17 protein-coding genes and 2 tRNA genes are annotated in these 19,158 nt (G+C 32.9%); 7 read left to right on the top strand and 12 right to left on the bottom strand.

The window, feature by feature from the left end; all coding sequences use genetic code 11:
* Positions 1-77: 77 nt before the first annotated feature.
* The 7 genes from KO515_RS12770 to mutS form a co-directional block, all read right to left on the bottom strand.
* Positions 78-2,003, bottom strand: coding sequence for a tetratricopeptide repeat protein (locus KO515_RS12770; RefSeq protein ID WP_215936727.1), 1,926 nt, complete (start codon positions 2,001-2,003; stop codon positions 78-80).
* Positions 2,004-2,066: 63 nt separating this feature from the next.
* Complete coding sequence (locus KO515_RS12765; RefSeq protein ID WP_215936726.1) at positions 2,067-3,068, bottom strand: helix-turn-helix transcriptional regulator; 1,002 nt, start codon at positions 3,066-3,068, stop codon at positions 2,067-2,069.
* Positions 3,058-4,329, bottom strand: a complete 1,272-nt coding sequence (locus KO515_RS12760; protein WP_215936725.1) for a type II toxin-antitoxin system HipA family toxin — start codon at positions 4,327-4,329, stop codon at positions 3,058-3,060. Before KO515_RS12760 ends, KO515_RS12765 begins: the two co-directional genes overlap by 11 nt.
* A 3-nt stretch (positions 4,330-4,332) precedes the next feature.
* Positions 4,333-4,596, bottom strand: coding sequence for a helix-turn-helix domain-containing protein (locus tag KO515_RS12755; protein WP_215936724.1), 264 nt, complete (start codon positions 4,594-4,596; stop codon positions 4,333-4,335).
* 280 nt (positions 4,597-4,876) lie between these two features.
* Positions 4,877-4,963, bottom strand: a tRNA-Leu gene (locus KO515_RS12750).
* A gap of 41 nt (positions 4,964-5,004) precedes the next feature.
* A tRNA-Gly gene (locus KO515_RS12745) sits at positions 5,005-5,076 on the bottom strand.
* Between the two features lie 94 nt (positions 5,077-5,170).
* Positions 5,171-7,783 carry a DNA mismatch repair protein MutS gene (mutS, locus tag KO515_RS12740; protein ID WP_215936723.1) on the bottom strand — a complete coding sequence of 871 codons (2,613 nt, stop codon included), beginning with the start codon at positions 7,781-7,783 and terminating at the stop codon, positions 5,171-5,173.
* Between the two features lie 220 nt (positions 7,784-8,003).
* On the opposite strand from mutS, the gene KO515_RS12735 reads away from it, so the two are divergent.
* Together KO515_RS12735 and KO515_RS12730 are read left to right on the top strand one after the other, a co-directional pair.
* Positions 8,004-8,561, top strand: coding sequence for an RNA methyltransferase (locus tag KO515_RS12735; protein WP_215936722.1), 558 nt, complete (start codon positions 8,004-8,006; stop codon positions 8,559-8,561).
* Between the two features lie 89 nt (positions 8,562-8,650).
* Complete coding sequence (locus KO515_RS12730; RefSeq protein WP_215936721.1) at positions 8,651-9,310, top strand: class I SAM-dependent methyltransferase; 660 nt, start codon at positions 8,651-8,653, stop codon at positions 9,308-9,310.
* Between the two features lie 130 nt (positions 9,311-9,440).
* Here the strand turns inward: KO515_RS12730 and folK are convergent, their stop codons facing one another.
* Entirely contained in the window at positions 9,441-10,589 is a 1,149-nt protein-coding gene (gene folK / locus KO515_RS12725; protein ID WP_215936720.1) for a 2-amino-4-hydroxy-6-hydroxymethyldihydropteridine diphosphokinase, read from the bottom strand.
* A 71-nt stretch (positions 10,590-10,660) separates the two neighbouring features.
* On the opposite strand from folK, the gene KO515_RS12720 reads away from it, so the two are divergent.
* The 5 genes from KO515_RS12720 (at position 10,661) to KO515_RS12700 (ending at position 16,191) form a co-directional block, all read left to right on the top strand.
* Positions 10,661-11,365: a queuosine precursor transporter gene (locus KO515_RS12720; RefSeq protein ID WP_215936719.1), complete on the top strand. Its 705-nt coding sequence runs from the start codon at positions 10,661-10,663 to the stop codon at positions 11,363-11,365.
* A 104-nt stretch (positions 11,366-11,469) separates the two neighbouring features.
* Positions 11,470-14,145, top strand: a complete 2,676-nt coding sequence (locus KO515_RS12715) for an AsmA-like C-terminal region-containing protein (RefSeq protein ID WP_215936718.1) — start codon at positions 11,470-11,472, stop codon at positions 14,143-14,145.
* 116 nt (positions 14,146-14,261) lie between these two features.
* A complete protein-coding gene (locus tag KO515_RS12710) occupies positions 14,262-15,125 on the top strand; it encodes a sigma-70 family RNA polymerase sigma factor (protein WP_215936717.1) in 864 nt (287 codons plus the stop codon).
* A 219-nt stretch (positions 15,126-15,344) separates the two neighbouring features.
* On the top strand, positions 15,345-15,539 hold the full coding sequence (gene rpsU / locus KO515_RS12705) for a 30S ribosomal protein S21 (RefSeq protein ID WP_092471038.1): 195 nt from the start codon (positions 15,345-15,347) through the stop codon (positions 15,537-15,539).
* Between the two features lie 136 nt (positions 15,540-15,675).
* Positions 15,676-16,191, top strand: a complete 516-nt coding sequence (locus KO515_RS12700) for a gamma carbonic anhydrase family protein (RefSeq protein ID WP_215936716.1) — start codon at positions 15,676-15,678, stop codon at positions 16,189-16,191.
* A gap of 3 nt (positions 16,192-16,194) precedes the next feature.
* Here KO515_RS12700 and KO515_RS12695 read toward each other — a convergent pair whose 3' ends face one another.
* From KO515_RS12695 to KO515_RS12680, 4 genes are all read right to left on the bottom strand, one after another.
* Entirely contained in the window at positions 16,195-16,557 is a 363-nt protein-coding gene (locus KO515_RS12695) for a GTPase (RefSeq protein ID WP_215936715.1), read from the bottom strand.
* Between the two features lie 34 nt (positions 16,558-16,591).
* Positions 16,592-17,371 carry a glutamate racemase gene (gene murI / locus KO515_RS12690; protein ID WP_215936714.1) on the bottom strand — a complete coding sequence of 260 codons (780 nt, stop codon included), beginning with the start codon at positions 17,369-17,371 and terminating at the stop codon, positions 16,592-16,594.
* A 66-nt stretch (positions 17,372-17,437) separates the two neighbouring features.
* Entirely contained in the window at positions 17,438-17,938 is a 501-nt protein-coding gene (locus tag KO515_RS12685) for an OmpH family outer membrane protein (RefSeq protein WP_215936713.1), read from the bottom strand.
* Between the two features lie 32 nt (positions 17,939-17,970).
* On the bottom strand, positions 17,971-19,086 hold the full coding sequence (locus KO515_RS12680; protein ID WP_252723866.1) for an OmpH family outer membrane protein: 1,116 nt from the start codon (positions 19,084-19,086) through the stop codon (positions 17,971-17,973).
* Positions 19,087-19,158: the final 72 nt, after the last annotated feature.

Raw genomic sequence — 19,158 nt, 5'->3', positions numbered from 1 at the left:
AAAACAGGGTAGTAAAAAGGTAGTGGTTGAGTTAAATATCTGTAAATCAGAAAATTAAATATGTCGGGTTTTTACAACTATAGTGCAGATTTACGATCAATAAAATCGATAATATCTTGGTTGGAGTCTAAACCCAATTTTTTACGGATGCGATAGCGTGTGGATTTGGCGGCAGCTAGAGTTGTATTTTGAAGCTTACTAATTTCAGTCGTTTTTAGTCCGGCTTTCATAAGGTAAAGCAGTTCTTTTTCGTTAGTGCTTAGTTGCGGAAAATGGGTATCTAAAGCTATTTTAAAATCCATATGTACATCATCGATATACGATTGTAGGTTTGTGGACGACTTTTGCACTGTTTTTTCTGAAAGTAAAGCCGCGGATAATGAGCGTAATGCAGATTGTTGCTCTTTCTCGTTTTCAAAGGTTATAATTTGCTTTATGTCATCGAGTGTTTTGTTAAGGACTTCTTCTGTAATAGAGTTTTCGATGACCACTTTTTTAAGTTCAGTTTCACGATTTGCTAGCGCTAGGTCTGCTTTAAGCTTTTCAAGGTGTTTAAGTTCTAGTTTCTGCTTGTTATTTTTTCTAATTAAATAAAACATAACAGCGGCTACTAAAGCCATTATGATTAAAAGTATAAAATACAAGCGCTTTTTTATAGATTCATTATTTAAATTGATTGCTGCGACCTCTTTTTCTTTTTTATATTGATAAGCATATTCTAAATCTGCTAAACGTTTTGTTCTGCTTTCGCTTATTAGAGAATCTTTGTATTTATTGTAAGTTAAATAAGCCTTACGAGATGCCGCGTAATTTTTGTTATTATATGCAATTTCGGCTTTTTCTTCATACGATAACTTCAATAAAATATGTGAGTTTACCCTTTTTGCATAAATAATAGCACTGTCAATATATATACTCGCTTTAGTATACTTGCTTTGTTCTTTATATGCAGTAGCAAGGCTTAAATGGTTGTTTGATAAGTGCTCGTATTCTTTAGTATTATTTAAAATATTTAAATTTTCATTAAAGGTTTTAATAGCAATATTATATTTTTTTTCTTTTCTGTAAGTGTTAGCTATATTCGCCTTTACTCCTATATGATACATTTTTGTGGTATCAATAGCTATACACTTTTTAAAATAATAACGAGCAGAATCATACTTTTTTTCTTCTGCATAAACGGCTCCCAATCTATTTAAAGTAATAATGTAGCCGCTAGGTATACTGTCATTTTTTTGCATTGTTAAGGCACGCTTGTAGTAATACTTAGCTTTTTCAATATCATTTAACCGTTTGTAGACAGCTCCCATACTACTTATACTTTTTCCTGCAATTCTATTATATTGTATTGCAGTTGCAAGATCAAAAGCCTCATTGGCATATTTTAAGGCTTCAGTATAATCACCTAAGTTAGATGATACACTAGAAAGACTGTAAAGTACTTTTGCTTTCAGCCTTAGATAGTAATCACTAGTGTAATTTTTATCGTTAATTGCTTTTACAACTTCTAAATAGGCTTCTTTAGCAATTGCTCTATCAAAAAATGCTAGACGCGTTGCGAGATCTGCTTTAAGTGATAACCTTATTGAATCTGAGTCTGCTTCTTTAATTTGAAATTTAAGCGCACTCGCTATACTGTCCTTTGTTTGGGCATTGACGCTATAAGTCAGTAAAAAAAGCAATACAATAATTAGTGCACTTAAATTACGCATATCTGCTTTTCCAGATATTCTATTAAAATCTGACTGATGAACCAGAAGATTTCTATAATGCTGAAATTTTAAGCTTACAATATCATCTTTAAATAATTTAATCTTACCTGCCTCCCTAGTGAAGAGTTTTGTATAATTATTTGCTCTCGTTGTTACTTGAGATGGTGAGACCGGAAGTCCATCTTTACGCTTGTAAAGCTTTAGATTATTTATAACATCAGCTATATCTCTTGATTGAAGAGGTTTTTCTGCATTTTGCAGGACTTGTTCTATAGCTTCGTGTAAGGTCATAATTAATTCTATCTTTTTTAACTCTGCAAATTTAACATTAAACTATGCGAGGTGCTTGCATAGTTATCTGCAATAATACTGTTGCATTACTTTTGAATGTTCACTAAGTTGTTCTTTTAATTCCTCTGGTTCTAATATTTCGACATCCTTTCCATAAGACAATAATTGTTGCACTAACTCTGGATTAATGATGGTTTCAAACCAAACTTGATCTTGTTTTTCTTCTTCAAAAAATTCTTCAAAATCTGGTTGGAATGGTTTTGTTTTAAAATAGTTTTCTCTCCCATTATAAAAACGTAAGACTACTTTTTCTACTTCTGAACCTCTAGGTCTAACCACACCCACCATTGTTCTAAAAAAAGCATCCCAATCTGTGTTTGATTCTATGTAATCAATATCTTCAAGCTCATCAAATTCAATAAGCCTTTCGTCTAATGGAATACTCCATTCTTTGATTTCTCTAGTCTTGTTTAAACCAAAAACAAACCACCTTCTATTGTATTGCTTTAATATGTGAGGATGAAACTCAAACGCTGTAGATGATTCATCTTTAAAACCTTTGTAGGTTATCTGAAGTGCTTGTTTTTTCTTAATCGCTAAATATAATGGCTTAAGATGTTTTATACCTTTGTATTCTTCGTTATGATCATAAAACAAGATCTTTTTAGCATCATTTTCTTGCTCTTCTTCATCTTGAAATTTTATTAAGGCTTCTGAGAGTTTATTATATTTAGGATGATTCTCAAATCTAGATAATAATTGTTGAGCAGCCTCAATTAAATATTGTTCATATTTCTGTAACTGTCTTTGCGCAATTGTAAAATTCGTATCAGAGTATTTGTAAATTCTTATACCTTCAGGTAATGGTGCTCCAAATCCGTTTTTTTCATCTCTAAAGACTTTAATATCCTCACTTAATGTTCTTCTGGATATACTTTCTCCAGGATATAATTCTTCGATACCTTCATTTAGAAACTTTAATAATTCGTCAAAGCCATAAGACTTATTACGAAAGCAATAATCTAGAATGTTATATCTCAAATGTGCGTGTTTGCTATTTGCCATATTCTATTTCCTTTATTTCTTTTTGAATTGCTTTAATAATATTCTCAGGTATTTCTAATTCAGCAGCAAGCGCTGACCATCGAGGAATTAAGGCTTGGACATCTTCAATAATTCCTTTAGGGTTCTTTATAGAAAATTCTTCAGCAATAGTAAGGATATCTTTAATTGTTAATGAAGTACGCTTACCATTAATGGATAAAGCTCTAGATGTTGTTTTGAATGTGAATAGTGGATTGAGTGCATAGGTTAAATCGTATGCAGGTCCTAAATTCCAACTATTACTTTCTTTGTTATAGATAAAACTATGGTTTTTTAAATGGTCGTCTACATTCCTGAAAACTAGATTGAACACCATACGCTTAAATAGTTGCTGTAAATCCTTATGTGGTACTTCTAGACTTAAAGCTACCTTGAAAACATTCTCATAGGAAGAGTTTTCTGGCTGACTCTTAAAGTCCCAACCAGTTAAACCAGTAACGGTTAATACGTGCTGTTTTTCTCCGTTTTGTCTATCATATCTAAGTGTAGCAAAATGTTTATTTTCTATCAGCTTAGATTGCATCATATCGATACCTGCTTCTTCTGCCAATATGTAATAGATATATTCTACTTTTTCTTTATTATATCCATCACTATCATCTATATGAAGTTTTACTAAATAGTGATTATAGTCTTCGCTAATCTCTCTATCACCCGCAATAATTTCTCCTGTTTTTTTATGTTCTGATATTAATATTTTTGGTCTTGCTCCACCAGCTGATGTTCCTATTTTGAAAACGTTTAGTAATGATAATTCGCTTAGATTTTCGCCTGTAGTATTTTCTTTTAATTTTAGTACTTTTTCTAAAATAGAAATAATATTATCAATATTTATTTCGGAAGATTGTGGTAATTCTTTGATTGGTTTATATTCCAGAGCTCCCATTCCACGATTTGACACATAAGTCAACTGCTCTAAAGGTGTTATTTTCTTAACACCTTTTGCTGTTAACCATTCTTGAAATATAATATTACCAAAGGTATCAGGTAAAGAATCGGCAATCATAGGTGGTAAACCTTGAAAAGTGTCTTGTTGGTATTCTGTAAATATCTGTGCTGGCTTTCTGCGTTTAAAAATAAACGGAAATAACTTTGAGTATTTTCCTAGATCTAAAAATTCAGGGTTGTATTGAAAAAAAGATTTGCCCTGATCCAGGTCATATCCTAATTTCCCAATCTCCTGGCCAAAAGCAATAATATCTATGATTTTATCTCTAGCCATTTATTAATATAATGAAATGTTGTTTTGATTTGCAATTTCCTGATCTATTTCTTTAGTAATAGATGGTAATAATCCAAAATGATTAACAATTTTCAAAACCGTATCAAGCGTGGCATTTTTACCGCTCTCAAATTTCTGAATCGTATATCTAGACAAACCTAAAACTTCGCCAAGATCTTCTTGAGACAAACCGTAACTTTGCCTTTTCTTCCTACAAAGCTCGCCTAACTTCAATTTCACGTCTTTGATTGTAATTGGATCAATCATAATTGTTTATTATAATACACAAATATAATTAAAATAAACAAAATGTGTATTATACTAAACAAAAACAAATCTTAAAAACTAGATAGTTCCGAAAACAAAAGGCTTTATGCTCTGCTGACAACAAGGACGGTTAAAAAATAAATTTTCATTGTATTGAAGAGAGACAATTTCAAATGATGCCAAAACACATCATTTTAAATAAAAATTATAATATAAAGAAATGTTGTACCTATGTTGTACCTAAATAAAAAAAGCCTTTGCAGGAAATCCCGCAAAGGCTTGGTACTGAAGACGGGACTTGAACCCGTACGTCCTAATGGACATTGGATTTTAAGTCCAACGTGTCTACCAATTCCACCACTTCAGCATCTTAGTTACAGACTGCAACTAAATTGGTATATTATATCGAGCGAAAGATGGGATTTGAACCCACGACCTCCACCTTGGCAAGGTGATGCTCTACCCCTGAGCTACTTTCGCAGTTTTTAAAGAACTTTTCGCTTCAAAAGCGGATGCAAATTTAAAATTTAAATCTTAAAACCAAAGCCTTTTTTGAAAATAAATTTATTTTTTTTTAAGCTTGCTTTTTCTTGATCAACATTCGCTTAATTTCATTCAGTTTCATCAAGGCTTCCACCGGTGTAAGTGTATCAATATCAGTATGTAAAATTTCGTCTTTTATTTCTATTAACAAAGGGTCATCTAAATTAAAGAAACTCAATTGCAAATCATCTTTTAAACTTTTTACCTTATCTGTTAACTCTTCACTAGAATGTGACTTCTCTAATTTGGATAAAATCTTATTTGCACGTCTAATAACTTGCTGTGGCATTCCGGCCATTTTAGCCACGTGGATTCCAAAACTGTGTTCACTTCCTCCTTCTACTAGCTTTCTAACAAAAAGTACATTGTCTTTTAATTCTTTGACAGATACATTGAAGTTTTTAATCCTTTCAAAAGTTTCGCACATTTCATTTAACTCATGGTAATGCGTTGCAAATAATGTTTTTGGCTTCGATGGATGCTCATGCAAATATTCGCTAATAGCCCAAGCGATAGAAATACCATCATAAGTGCTTGTTCCTCGTCCTATTTCATCTAATAGCACTAAACTTCTATCGGATATATTATTAAGAATAGAAGCCGTCTCATTCATCTCTACCATAAAAGTCGATTCTCCCATTGAGATATTATCACTTGCTCCTACCCTTGTAAAAATCTTATCCACTAAACCGATTCGAGCTTCGCCTGCAGGTACAAAACTTCCAATCTGTGCTAATAGCACAATTAAAGCCATTTGTCTTAAAATTGCTGACTTACCAGACATGTTTGGACCAGTAATCATAATAATTTGTTGCGCATCTCTATCTAAATAGACATCATTTGCAATATAAGGTTCACCAATAGGCAATTGCTTTTCTATAACAGGATGACGACCGTCTTTTATTTCTAAATCGTAACTATCATCTATTAGTGGATACGTATATTTATTGGTTTTTGCTAAACTTGCGAACCCACATAAACAATCTAATTGCCCAATTAACTGTGCATTTTGCTGCACCGAAATAATAAATTGATGCATCCACGTCACTAATTCTGCAAATAATTGTTGCTCAATAGCCAAAATACGCTCTTCTGCTCCTAAAATTTTTGCTTCGTATTCTTTGAGTTCTTCGGTAATGTAACGCTCGGCATTTACTAGTGTTTGCTTACGTATCCATTCTTCTGGAACTTTAGCTTTGTGCGCATTTCTCACTTCTATATAATAACCAAAAACGTTGTTCGACGCAATCTTTAGCGATGTGATACCTGTACGCTCGCTTTCACGCTTCAACATATTGTCTAAATAGGTTTTTCCAGAATGTGACAAACCTCTTAATTCATCCAATTCTTCTGAAAAACCAGCAGCAATTGTACTTCCTTTTAAGATATTAACAGGTGCATCTTCGTTTAAGGTTTCCTTTATCTTTTCACGTAACAAATCGCAACGATGCAAATTATCTCCTAAAACTTTTAAAGCTTCGTTGTCGCATGTTTCTGCCACTGACTTTATAGGCACAATAGCATCTAAAGAGTTTTTAAGCTGAATCACTTCGCGTGGACTTACCTTAGTCGTTGCAATTTTTGAAATGAGACGTTCAATATCTCCAATATGTTTTATTTGTCCTTGAATCTTTTGTAATACAGATTCATTTTCCAATAAATATTTGACGACTTCATGACGCTGTTTTATTTTTTCAGCATGTTTTAAGGGAAGAGCCAACCAACGTTTAAGTGTTCGTCCGCCCATAGCAGAAATCGTCTTATCGATGACATTTATCAGTGTCACTGCATTGGCATTGGTAGAATTATAAAGTTCTAGATTACGAATCGTGAATTTATCCATCCATACATAATCGTCTGTGGCAATTCTAGAAATTGTGGCAATATGCTCTAACTTATTATGACGTGTTTCGCCTAAATAATGAAGCACCACACCAGATGCAATAATCCCTTCGTATAAATCTTCAATACCAAAACCTTTTAATGTTTTAGTGTTGAAATGTTTCGTTAATGTTTCATTGGCGTAATCAGCTTGAAACACCCAGTCTTCTAAATAAAAGGTATGAAAATCATTTCCGAAGTTTTCAGAAAACACTTTTCGACTTTGCTTAGAAATTAAAACTTCACTTGGATTAAAATTCTGAAGTAACTTATCTATATACTCTGCATTGCCTTGTGAGGTTAAAAACTCGCCCGTAGAAATATCTAAAAAAGCGATACCTATACGTTGTTTTTCAAAATAAACAGCCGCTAAAAAGTTGTTAGATTTAGAATGTAATATATCATCGTTAAAAGCCACACCTGGTGTTACTAATTCTGTAACACCTCGTTTAACAATGGTTTTGGTTTGCTTTGGATCTTCTAACTGATCGCAAATAGCAACACGCTCACCCGCTCTAACTAATTTTGGCAAATAGGTGTTTAAAGAATGATGTGGAAAACCTGCCAATTCAATTTCGCTTTCGCTACCAGCACCACGTTTTGTTAAGATAATATCTAAAATCTTAGACGCTTTTACAGCATCGCTACCAAAGGTTTCGTAAAAATCGCCAACTCTAAACAGTAATAAGGCATCAGGATATTTTACCTTGATGGCATTATACTGTTTCATTAATGGTGTTACTTTTTTTGCGCTTTTAGCCAATGGTAATCTCGTTTTAAGTTATATTTTTGCTCTGAACATTTCAGAACTGAAAGTTCGCTAAATTACTTATATTTTGAGGTTTATTAAAACCGAAAGACTAGAAGTTATTTACAGATGTTGATAAGTGAAATAAGCTGTCATTCCTGCGCAGGTAGGAATCCATAATAGGAATTAAATAACAAATAGATTCCTGCCTGCGCAGGAATGACAAATATATTAGATGTCACAGAAGTACACTAAAAGCAGAAAGTTAAAAAACGAAGAATTAGACCGATTAGAAGTTTCAGAATTTAAAACGGCTGAAAAATCTCCTATTATTATCATCCTAGATAATATTAGAAGTTTAAACAATATTGGTTCCGTCTTTAGAACGAGTGATGCTTTTTTAATCGAAAAAATTTATCTCTGCGGCATCACTGCGCAACCACCTCATAACGACATTAGAAAAACAGCTTTAGGAAGTACAGAAACTGTAGACTGGGAATATGCAGAAAACACCTTAGATGTTATTAATAAACTTAAAGCAGAAAATGTGAAAATCTGCTCTATTGAACAAGCCGAAAACGCAACAATGCTCAATAATTTTAAACCTCAGCCTAACGAAAAATACGCTTTTGTATTCGGTAACGAGGTTAAAGGTGTAGACCAAAACGTCGTTGATACCAGTGACGTAGTGATTGAAATCCCACAATATGGCACCAAGCATTCTTTAAATATTTCGGTGAGTTGTGGTGTTGTAATTTGGGATGTGTTTAGTAAGATGAAAAAGCCCATCTAAACTATCAACTGTCATTCCTGCGAAGGCAGGAATCCATAACCTTAAGAACACAAATAAGTAGATTCCTGCCTTCGCAGGAATAACAAATCATGAAAAAGAAAACAAAGACACCTTGGCCAACAAAAGACGCCATGCAACAAGTTTACGACATGCATCTTTGGGGCGGAAAAGATTTTGATTTTTATTCAGGTTCTGGTTCTCACGACGCTAATATTGTTGCACCTTATTTAGAGTGTGTTTCTACTTTTTTAAAATCTCATAACAATGCCTTAACGGTTTGCGATTTGGGTTGTGGTGATTTCAATATTGGAAAACATCTTACAAAATATACTCAAAGATATATTGGAATTGATATCGTTGAAAATCTCATCGAAAGAAATAAAAAGTTATTTAAAGCCGAAAATTTAGAGTTTTATGGCCTAAATATTGTCGATGATGAACTTCCTAAAGCAGATTGCATCATATTAAGACAAGTCCTTCAACATTTATCTAATGCTGAAATTCTGAAAATTGTTAAGAAATTACCAAAGTATAAATACATTATTCTTACTGAACATCTTCCAGAAGGGAACTTCACACCTAATAAGGATATTATTTCGGGCCAAGGCATAAGAATTAAAAAACAAAGTGGTGTTGATGTATTGGCTGCGCCTTTCAATTTGAAAATAAAAAAAGTTAAAATTTTAAATGAAATAATTCCTGAGGATAATAAAGGGGTTATTGTGACTACACTATATATTTTTGATTAAAGTTTTAGTCATTTCGAGAGATAGCGAGAAATCGCATAATTCTTGTTAGCCTAAATAATGAGATTCTGTAATTACACGGCATTCTGGAAACCAAACGAAGTAATTAAACAAACTTCCAACATAACACAACTTACTTCTCACTTCTTACCGAAGCTGCATTAATCTCGCCTAACAACCACAAATAATCTTCACGAGACTTCACAAAGTCCTTATCCGAAATATCAATAATCATAACATTCATATCTTGCTGACTTTTTAAAAACTCAAGATAACCCGTGTTTATTTTGTCTAGATAGTCATCTTTAATCTCCTTCTCATAATTTCGGCCTCGCTTTTTTATGTTAGCTTGTAAACGTTCCGTATTTTGATACAGATATACATACAAGTCGGGTTTTGCAATGTCTTTATACACCTGATAAAATAATTTCCTATACAACCTAAACTCATCTTCTGGCAAGGTTATTTTTGAAAAAATTAAAGATTTATAAACATCATAATCGCTTACCATAAAATCTTTAAACAAATCCAATTGCGATAAATCGTCAGAAATTTGTTGGTAACGGTCTGCTAAAAATGACATCTCTAATGTAAATGCATAACGCTCTGGTTCCTTGTAAAATTTTGGTAAGAACGGATTATCGGCAAAACGTTCTAAGATCAATTTCGCATTAAAGTCACTTGCAATTTTATTAGCCAAACTCGTTTTTCCGGCTCCAATATTACCTTCAATGGCGATATAATTAAAATCCTTAAACGTGTAAGATTTTTTCGGGTTTTTCAACCAAATATTTAAGGATTCTATGTCTGAATCGTCTTTACATTCTTGTAATAAAACATCAATTGACCGCTTTAAAATGGGATGCTGTATGGATTTTGAAATATCCATAAGCGGCTGTAAAACGAATTTACGGTTCTGAAGTTCGGGATGCGGAATTATTAAGGTTTTTTCTTCGATAACTTCATCTTCAAAAAAAATAATATCCAAATCTATTTCACGAGACTCATACCCTTGGCTCGATTTAGATTTGCGCCCTAATTCTACTTCAATTTCTTGAAGCAACTTCAGAACTCTCTTAGGCTTCAACTCTGTTTGAACCGTAATACAAGCATTATAAAAATCATCACCCTCAAAACCAAATGCTGGTGTTTTATAGACTTTAGAAATCTTCTTAACCGCACCAATACGTTCAAAAATAGCATCAATAGCCGATTGCAAATACTGCAATTTATTGCCTTTGTTACTCCCTAATGCTATGTGAATGTTTTTAGTTGGTTTCATCGAAGCAACAAAATAACTAAAACAAATTTTATTACTTTAGCTTTACCGAAACTATTTATTAACCATTTTTAATGTCATTAAAAGACAAGCTTTTAGCACAACGTATTTACCTCCTCCTTGGAGGTCTTTTCATCACTTCACTAGTCGTTTCTAATTTAATATTTCAAAAATTTTTCTATTGGTATCCTTATGGCAATGAAATATTTGGAACGAAATTATTCGAAATTTCTGTTGGTATTTTACCATACCCAATCACATTTCTTATTACCGATTTAATTAGTGAGATATATGGTAGAAAACGTGCTAACGACATTGTGATTATTGGAATTTTCGCCTCATTATTTTCACTTCTAATTATTTATACAGCTTCTAATGTACCTGCTACTTCGTGGTCTTACGTAGATGATAACATGTTTAATCAAGTTTTTGGAAATACATCACTCGCTGTTTTTGCGAGTATGGTAACGTACCTATTTGCACAATTTGTAGACATTCAAATTTATCATTTCTGGAAACGATTAACCAAAGGCAAACATCTTTGGTTGCGTAATAATTTTTCTACCTGGTTTTCACAATTTATCGATACGCTCACCATTGTGACCTTGCTATGTTCGTTCGGAATTATAGATTGGCAAAACTTCGCAGGCTTGCTTATTAGCGGCTTTATTTTTAAGGTTTTAGTCGCTATACTAGACACTCCTTTTCTATACTTCGGCGTGTATTTATTCCGTAAACGCTTCAAGCTAAAATTAAATGAGGAAATAAATTTACTATAACGGCCAATCAAAACACTAAAATCTTCTTAAACTTAGCGATATTAGCAACTTTAATACGGTATTTTGCGTATATAGTATATTGTCTTAAACCATAAATAAGCCTTATGAAGAAATTTTTGAAAATTATTGGAATTGTATTACTCGTGTTTATTGCGATTCTTATTGCAATTCCTTTTATATTAGAATCTAAAGTAGATACAATTGTTCAGAACTATGCGGATGAAAATTTAAATGCCGAACTCACTTTTAATGATATTAGTTTAAGTCTTATCAGTAGTTTTCCTAAAGCTGAAATTAGTGTCGACAACTTAAAAATCATCAATAGAGCACCTTTTGCAGGAGAAACCTTAGCAACCGCTAAATCTTTATCTTTTGAAATGGGTGTTATGCAACTCTTAAATGGTACCGATGAACCTTTAGAAGTTAATGAAATAATTGCCAATGAGCTACTTTTAGTTTTAAAGACTAATAAAACGGGCGCTGTAAATTATGATATCGTAAAAGAAAATGAAGCCGTTGTTGAAACACCTTCAGAAACAGAAAGTTCTACCGGTTTTAGCTTCGATATTGAACATTATGAATTAAATAACAGCGCATTTACATACATAGATGATACGTCTAACATGGCATTTTATCTTACTGAAATTAACCATAATGGCACTGGTATTTTCTCTGGTGGAAAATCTGAATTGGACACCAATACTGAAGCGAATGTGACCTTTGCCATGGATAGCACTGAGTATTTAAGTAACCACAGCATTAAATTAGATGCACTTATCGATTTAGATTTAGAGCAACAGAAATATACATTTAAAGAAAATAAGGCCTACATCAATGCTTTGCCATTGGAATTTGATGGCTTTGTGCAATTGGTAGATGCTGGCCAAGAAATTGACATCACTTTTAAAAATCCGGAAGCATCATTTAAGAGTTTTTTAGCTCTTATACCAGAAGCCTATGCTAAGAACATCGACAATGTAAGCACTACTGGAAACTTCACCGTTAATGGTGTGATTAAAGGTTTAGTTTCAGAAGAAACCATTCCTACATTAGATATTACTCTTAATTCTGAAAATGCCTCTTTTAAATTTCCAGACCTCCCAAAAAGTGTTCGAAACATTTCAATCGATGCTTCTGTGAAAAATACTACAGGTAATGTTGATGACACCTTTGTAAATATTAATAAACTCAATTTTCAAATCGATGAAGATGTATTTAAATCTGAAGCTTCGATTAAAAACTTAACCAAAAACATGTTAATTGCTGCTAAATTGAATGGTGTTTTAAATTTATCTAATATTAGTAAAGCTTATCCTGTTGAATTAGATAGTGAGCTTAGTGGTATACTAAAAGCAAATGTTAGTACTTCGTTTGATATGGATGCTATTGAAACTAATGCGTACCAACGTATTAAAAATGACGGAAATGTATCGCTATCCGGTTTTGTGTTTTCTTCTGATGATATGGTCAATCCAATTCAAATTAATAATGCAGGCATAACCTTTAAACCAGGCACTATAAGTCTTAATAACTTTGATGCCCAAACAGGACAAAGTGATTTTTCAGCAACAGGAACTATAAAAAACCTTTTAGGATTTATGCTTAGCGATAAAAACTTACAAGGTGATTTTAATTTAAATTCTAATGTTTTTGCGCTCTCAGATTTTATGTCAGAAGATGCAACAACTACCGAATCGTCGAAAGAGAACACAAGTGATACAACAACAGAAGTTGAATCTCTCAAAATTCCGGCGTTCTTAGATTGTACCATTACAGCAAATGCAAAAACAGTTATATATGATAACCTTAATTTAAAAAATGTAAAAGGTCAATTAGTCATAAAAGATCAAAGCGCAAGTCTAAAAAATGTTACTACAGATATTTTTAATGGTCAATTAGGGCTTTCAGGTAACGTTTCTACCAAAGCTGCACAACCATCTTTTGATATGAATTTGGCTATGCAAAACTTTGATATTTCACAGTCATTCAATGATTTGGATATGTTAAAAGCCTTAGCACCTATAGCTAAGGTCTTACAGGGAAAATTAAACTCAACCATTAATATTAGTGGATTTTTAGACGATAGTTTTTCTCCAGATTTATCCACCATGACAGGAAGTGCTTTAGCAGAAATTTTAACAGATAAAGTAGATGCTAGCAACAGCCCACTACTATCCAATTTAGATAGTAAGCTAGATTTTATTGATTTTAATGATTTGGATTTAAAAGATATTAAAACAAATTTAAGTTTTGAGAACGGACAGGTATCTGTGAAACCATTTACACTTAAATATAAAGACATCCCTATTGAAGTTTCAGGATCTCATAGTTTCACGAACACCATGAATTATAATGCCGTTTTACAAGTCCCAGCAAAATACTTAGGAAGCGAAGTGAATCGTTTAATTGGGAAGATTAACGACAGTGAAGTCAATAATCTAACGGTTCCTGTTACAGCAAATATTGGTGGAACGTTTACGAGTCCAAATATTAAAACAGATTTAACGTCTGGTGTTTCTAACTTAACCCAACAATTGATTGAAATAGAAAAACAAAAATTAATTGGGCAAGGAAAAGATAAAGTTAATGATTTACTAAGTGGACTTTTAGGCGGAAATACAACGACGACGGCGACAGATTCAACATCTACGAAAGAAGACACTACTAAGCAATCTACTGAAGACAAAGTTAAAGAAGGAGTTGGTAGTATTTTGGGAGGTATATTAAGTGGGAAGAAAAAATCTGAAACCGAAAAAGCAACCGATTCCACTAAGAACTAATCATTCGAACGGAAAAAATAAACATTTTTTCCCAATTATTGTTAATAAATGCATTTTTATTTGCTTTTCTTAATAATTAGGTTACATTGAAGGTTCACTAAATTTTAAAAGGATACATGAGGCAATTAAAAATCACCAAGCAGGTAACTAACAGAGAAGATAAATCGTTAGACAAATATTTACAGGATATCAGTAAAATTCCGTTAATTACTGCAGATGAAGAGGTGGAATTAGCACAGCTCATTAGAAACGGTGATCAGGCTGCTTTAGATAAATTGACAACTGCCAATCTTAGATTCGTAGTATCGGTTGCAAAGCAATATCAAAATCAAGGATTAAAATTACCAGATTTAATAAATGAAGGAAATGCTGGCTTAGTAAAAGCTGCAAAACGTTTTGATGAAACTAGAGGTTTTAAGTTTATTTCTTATGCTGTATGGTGGATTAGACAAGCTATATTACAGGCTTTAGCAGAACAATCGCGTATTGTTCGTTTACCTTTAAATAAAATAGGTACTATTAATAAGATTAATAAAGCATTTTCACATTTAGAGCAAATTAATCAAAGACCACCAAACGCGGATGAGATTGCTCGCGAACTAGACATTAGTGTTCGTGAAGTAAAACAATCTATGAAAAACTCTGGTCGTCATCTGTCTATGGATGCTCCTTTAAAAGACGGAGAAACATTTAGTTTATACGATGTAGTAAGTTCTGGTGAATCACCAAGACCAGATAAAGATTTAATGAAAGAATCTTTAAATACAGAAGTAGAACGTGCCCTAGAAACACTTACCCAAAAAGAAAGTGATGTGATTCGTTTAAACTTCGGAATTGGAGATCAACCTCCAATGACGCTTGAAGAAATTGGAAGTATTTACGATTTAACACGCGAACGTGTAAGACAAATTAGAGAAAAAGGGATTAGAAGATTAAGACATGCTAGTAAAAGTAAGATTTTAAAGACCTATTTGGGATAAAAATAGTCATTTAAAACGCTTCGCTTTTAGAGCTAAAACTTAAGACGTATTAAGGAAAAATCTAGAATTATAGCCCTAGAATGACTACTTAAAGCACTTTAAAAGTTTTATTACTAAAAATAAATGTTTAAAATTTTAATTTAATTTTTTATTTTCAAATAGTTAGCATATATTTGCCGACCATTTGCAAGAAATAGTTAACAAAAATATATCGATATAATGATTAAAATCGAAATCAAAGAAGGAGAAAATATAGAACGTGCACTTAAGCGTTACAAGCGTAAACACAGAAATGTGCAAATTATGCAGAACTTAAGAGAAAAGCGTTATTTCGCTAAACCTTCTGTTAAAAGAAGAAGAGAAATTCAGAAAGCTGAATATATTCAAGGTTTAAGAGACGCTGAAGATATATAGATATTATTTTATATAAGAGAATACTAAAGAGTAGCACTTGTGCTGCTCTTTTTTTATACCATAAATTCTGATTAATACGATTTTTCAGTTTATCTTTAGAGTACAAAACAAATCTACATCTCTTAAGTAATAATATATGCCAATAATTAAATCAGTTAGAGGGAAACAGCCTCAGATTCCAGAAGATTGCTTCATCGCAGAAAATGCAACTATAGTAGGAGACGTCACCATTGGGCAACAATGCAGTGTGTGGTTTAATGCCGTAATTAGAGGCGATGTACATTTTATAAAGATGGGTAATAAAGTGAACATTCAAGATGGAGCCGTTATACACGCTACCTATCTAAAATCACCCACAACCATTGGTAATAATGTATCTATTGGACATAACGCCCTTGTACACGGATGCACCATAAAAGACAATGTACTTATCGGGATGGGAAGCATTGTAATGGACGACTGCGTCATTGAAAGCAATAGTATCATTGCTGCTGGTGCAGTAGTCACTAAAAATACGGTTGTAGAATCTGGAAGTATATATGCTGGCGTACCAGCGAAAAAAGTTAAGGATATTAGCCAAGAATTAATTTCTGGTGAAATTGATAGAATTGCAAACAACTACGTTGAATATTCTAGTTGGTTTAAGGAATAATCATTAAGGTACATAATCTGAAAGCTGAAGTTTTAAGCGTTCTATCAAGTCTTCAACATTTGAAATTTCATTTAGAACTTCAGCCCCGAAGACTTCTGAAAAATGGTGTTCATCATATTTTAAAATCGTAGGATACCTCATATCCAAGTTGGGAAACATCGTTTCAAATTCATCTTTGTGGTAAAATGCTAACTCTACTTGACTATCTATTTCAAACTTTTTCCAAAGCCGCTTTTTTGAAAATGTATGATGTGTCAACGCACATAACGAACACTTATACGTTGAAGGACTTATCAATTTATGACCTGCATCAAACAATGAATTTAATTGTCCCGAGTTGGCATTATAAACAAAGAGTAATTTCATCCTTAAATTAGTAGGTCTGTAAACGAAAACCTTACTAAAAGTCTAAATAAGACACATCAAATTTATCATCCAGTATAGATTTTAGAACGGAAACATCTCCATTTGAAAATAATTGAATCCTTGGATTTTCTATTGAATTACTCAAAACGTCCAATTGAGATAATACGGCCTGTGTCTGTTTAGCTACTGCTCTACCCGAATCAATAATTTTCACATGAGCTGGAAGCATTTTAGTAAGCATAGGAATGAGGTAGGGATAATGGGTGCAACCTAGAACCAAATAATCTATATCCTGCTTTAGCATAGGCTCTAAATAAGTTTCTAAATACATTTGCATGGCTTCAGAATCTAATTGACCAGATTCAATTAAAGGAACAATGCCTTCTCCTACTTGTTCTATAATTTTAATATCCTTAGAATATAGGTCTATAGTTTTATGGAAGAGCTGACTACTCAACGTGCCTTTGGTTGCTAAAATACCAACGACCTTGGTTTGTGTTTTTAAAGCAGCGGGTTTTATAGCAGGTTCTATACCGATGAATGGAATATCATAGTTTTTCCTTAAGTAAATTATAGCGTTTGTTGTTGCGGTATTACAAGCCACCACGATAATTTTACAACCTTGATTTAAAAGATATTCAGTATTCTTAATACTTAATTGAATGATTTCTTCTTCGGACCTATTACCATAAGGAGCATTTTTACTATCTGCAAGATAAATACAACTTTCATTTGGTAGTAATTCATGAATCTCCTTGAAGATAGAAGTACCCCCAATTCCTGAATCAAATATCCCAATAGGCTTGTTACGCATGGCTACAAAAATAAAAAAGTCGCTTAATAATAAGCGACTTTTTAAATAACTATTTCTTAGTTAGGATTACATTCCTAATTGCTTTTTAACGTCTGCCATAAGATCTTTGCCGTCTGCTACAATTAGCATTGCAGAATCTACAACATACTGAATTCCTTGAGCTTTAGCCACTGCTTTGATCGCATTATCTGCTTTTTCAACAATTGGCTTTAAAAGGTTAAATTCTTTTTCTTGTAAATCTTTCTGAGCCTGTTGCTGATACTCACCTAGACTTTGTTTGATGCCTTCAACTTCAGTCATACGGTCAATATTAGTCTGCTCTGTTTGAGTCTCAGCTTCCGAATTGTATTGCTTTAATTTAACATCCAATTCTTTAAGCGATTCTTGAATTGTTGCTTGATACGTTTTGCTCAACTTCTCAATTTCAGCTTGAGCTGTTGCATAAGCTGGCATCCCTTTAATTAATTCTTGTTTATTAATATGTGCAACGTTGCTTTGGGCAGATGTAAAACTTGTAGCTCCGATAAAAAGTACTGCTGCAAATAATAAAGTTTTTAAATGTTTCATTTGTTTTTAATTGTATTAGATGTTATAAATTGTTAATTATTGTCTTCGTTTTTCTTTGCTTTCGCAATAGAATCATTTCTCTGAACTTGTTTTTCACGCTCTTCACGTGCTTTTTTACGCTGTTCTATTATTTTCTGTTTTCTCTCTTCTAATGCTTTTTGACGCGCTTCTCTATCTTTTAATTTTTGAGCTCGAATGTCTGCAGCTATTTCCGCGGCTGTTTTTGGCGTTTCAGAACTAATTGAATCCTTTTTAACGCTACCTTCCACTTTTATACTATCTGATTTTACAATCGCTTTAGCTTTAGAAGTCGTATCGACCTCAATAGTTTTTACTTCACTGGCAGTAGAACCAGACCTCGCATTTCTTTCATCAATTACTTTTTGACGACGTTCTTCAGCTTCTTTTTTCTTGGCATCTCGTAATTCTTGCTGCGCTATTTTTCGCTCTTCAGCAGCCTTTTCACGTTCCGCACGCTTTGCGGCTAATTCTTCTTCTCTACTTGCCTTACGATCTTCCAAAGCTTGTTGACGTGCATCCTTATCCGAATTAACCTCTGGCACAACTTCCTCGTCTTCTAATTCCTGACGTTCTTTCTTAGTTTTCGCTTGCGTTCGTTTAGACGTTCTGGTAATTGTTCTTAATACCTGCTCGCTCATATCGTAACGCTCAGCAGAATATAACATGACTACGTCTGCTGATTTATCAAAAACAAAATCATACTTTTTAGTCTCTGCAATTTCTTGTACTGCCGCAAAAATCTGATCTTGAATTGGCTCAATTAATTGACGCTTTTGAATCATTAAATCACCTTCTGGCCCAAAACGCTTTTGTTGATAATCTAAAACCTCAGCTTCTTCAAACGTAATATCCTCATAACGCTCATCGTATAATTCTTTAGTTAAAAGCACACTTTCATTATCTAGCTCTTTCTTTTTTTGCTCAATGGCATTTAACTTCGATTCAATTTCAGTCTTCCACTGTAATACTTTCTTGTTTAACTGAGAAGACGCTTCTTTATACTCTGGTACATTCTCTAAAATATACTCGGTATCAATGTAACCTATTCTTACACCACGTTGAGCATTAACACTACACGTTGCTAGACCAATTACTATTAGTAAAAAAAGAACTTTAAATTTCATCATTTTTATTTTCATGTTTTGAGACATTTTAAGCGTAAAACTCAATGTATTATCATTTTGTGTTACTAATCTTCA

The sequence above is a fragment of the Winogradskyella psychrotolerans genome (genome assembly GCF_018860545.1).
GTDB classification, from domain to species: Bacteria; Bacteroidota; Bacteroidia; order Flavobacteriales; family Flavobacteriaceae; genus Winogradskyella; species Winogradskyella psychrotolerans_A.
This window is presented reverse-complemented; position numbering and strand designations above follow the sequence as displayed.

Excerpts from the sequence above, each read along its gene's own strand:
- KO515_RS12770 (WP_215936727.1), bottom strand. The coding sequence starts at position 2,003 with ATGACCTTACACGAAGCTATAGAACAAGTCCTGCAAAATGCAGAAAAA.
- KO515_RS12765 (WP_215936726.1), bottom strand. The coding sequence starts at position 3,068 with ATGGCAAATAGCAAACACGCACATTTGAGATATAACATTCTAGATTAT.
- KO515_RS12760 (WP_215936725.1), bottom strand. The coding sequence starts at position 4,329 with ATGGCTAGAGATAAAATCATAGATATTATTGCTTTTGGCCAGGAGATT.
- KO515_RS12755 (WP_215936724.1), bottom strand. The coding sequence starts at position 4,596 with ATGATTGATCCAATTACAATCAAAGACGTGAAATTGAAGTTAGGCGAG.
- KO515_RS12735 (WP_215936722.1), top strand. The coding sequence starts at position 8,004 with ATGTCACAGAAGTACACTAAAAGCAGAAAGTTAAAAAACGAAGAATTA.
- KO515_RS12730 (WP_215936721.1), top strand. The coding sequence starts at position 8,651 with ATGAAAAAGAAAACAAAGACACCTTGGCCAACAAAAGACGCCATGCAA.
- folK (WP_215936720.1), bottom strand. The coding sequence starts at position 10,589 with ATGAAACCAACTAAAAACATTCACATAGCATTAGGGAGTAACAAAGGC.
- KO515_RS12720 (WP_215936719.1), top strand. The coding sequence starts at position 10,661 with ATGTCATTAAAAGACAAGCTTTTAGCACAACGTATTTACCTCCTCCTT.
- KO515_RS12715 (WP_215936718.1), top strand. The coding sequence starts at position 11,470 with ATGAAGAAATTTTTGAAAATTATTGGAATTGTATTACTCGTGTTTATT.
- KO515_RS12710 (WP_215936717.1), top strand. The coding sequence starts at position 14,262 with ATGAGGCAATTAAAAATCACCAAGCAGGTAACTAACAGAGAAGATAAA.
- rpsU (WP_092471038.1), top strand. The coding sequence starts at position 15,345 with ATGATTAAAATCGAAATCAAAGAAGGAGAAAATATAGAACGTGCACTT.
- KO515_RS12700 (WP_215936716.1), top strand. The coding sequence starts at position 15,676 with ATGCCAATAATTAAATCAGTTAGAGGGAAACAGCCTCAGATTCCAGAA.
- KO515_RS12695 (WP_215936715.1), bottom strand. The coding sequence starts at position 16,557 with ATGAAATTACTCTTTGTTTATAATGCCAACTCGGGACAATTAAATTCA.
- murI (WP_215936714.1), bottom strand. The coding sequence starts at position 17,371 with ATGCGTAACAAGCCTATTGGGATATTTGATTCAGGAATTGGGGGTACT.
- KO515_RS12685 (WP_215936713.1), bottom strand. The coding sequence starts at position 17,938 with ATGAAACATTTAAAAACTTTATTATTTGCAGCAGTACTTTTTATCGGA.
- KO515_RS12680 (WP_252723866.1), bottom strand. The coding sequence starts at position 19,086 with ATGATGAAATTTAAAGTTCTTTTTTTACTAATAGTAATTGGTCTAGCA.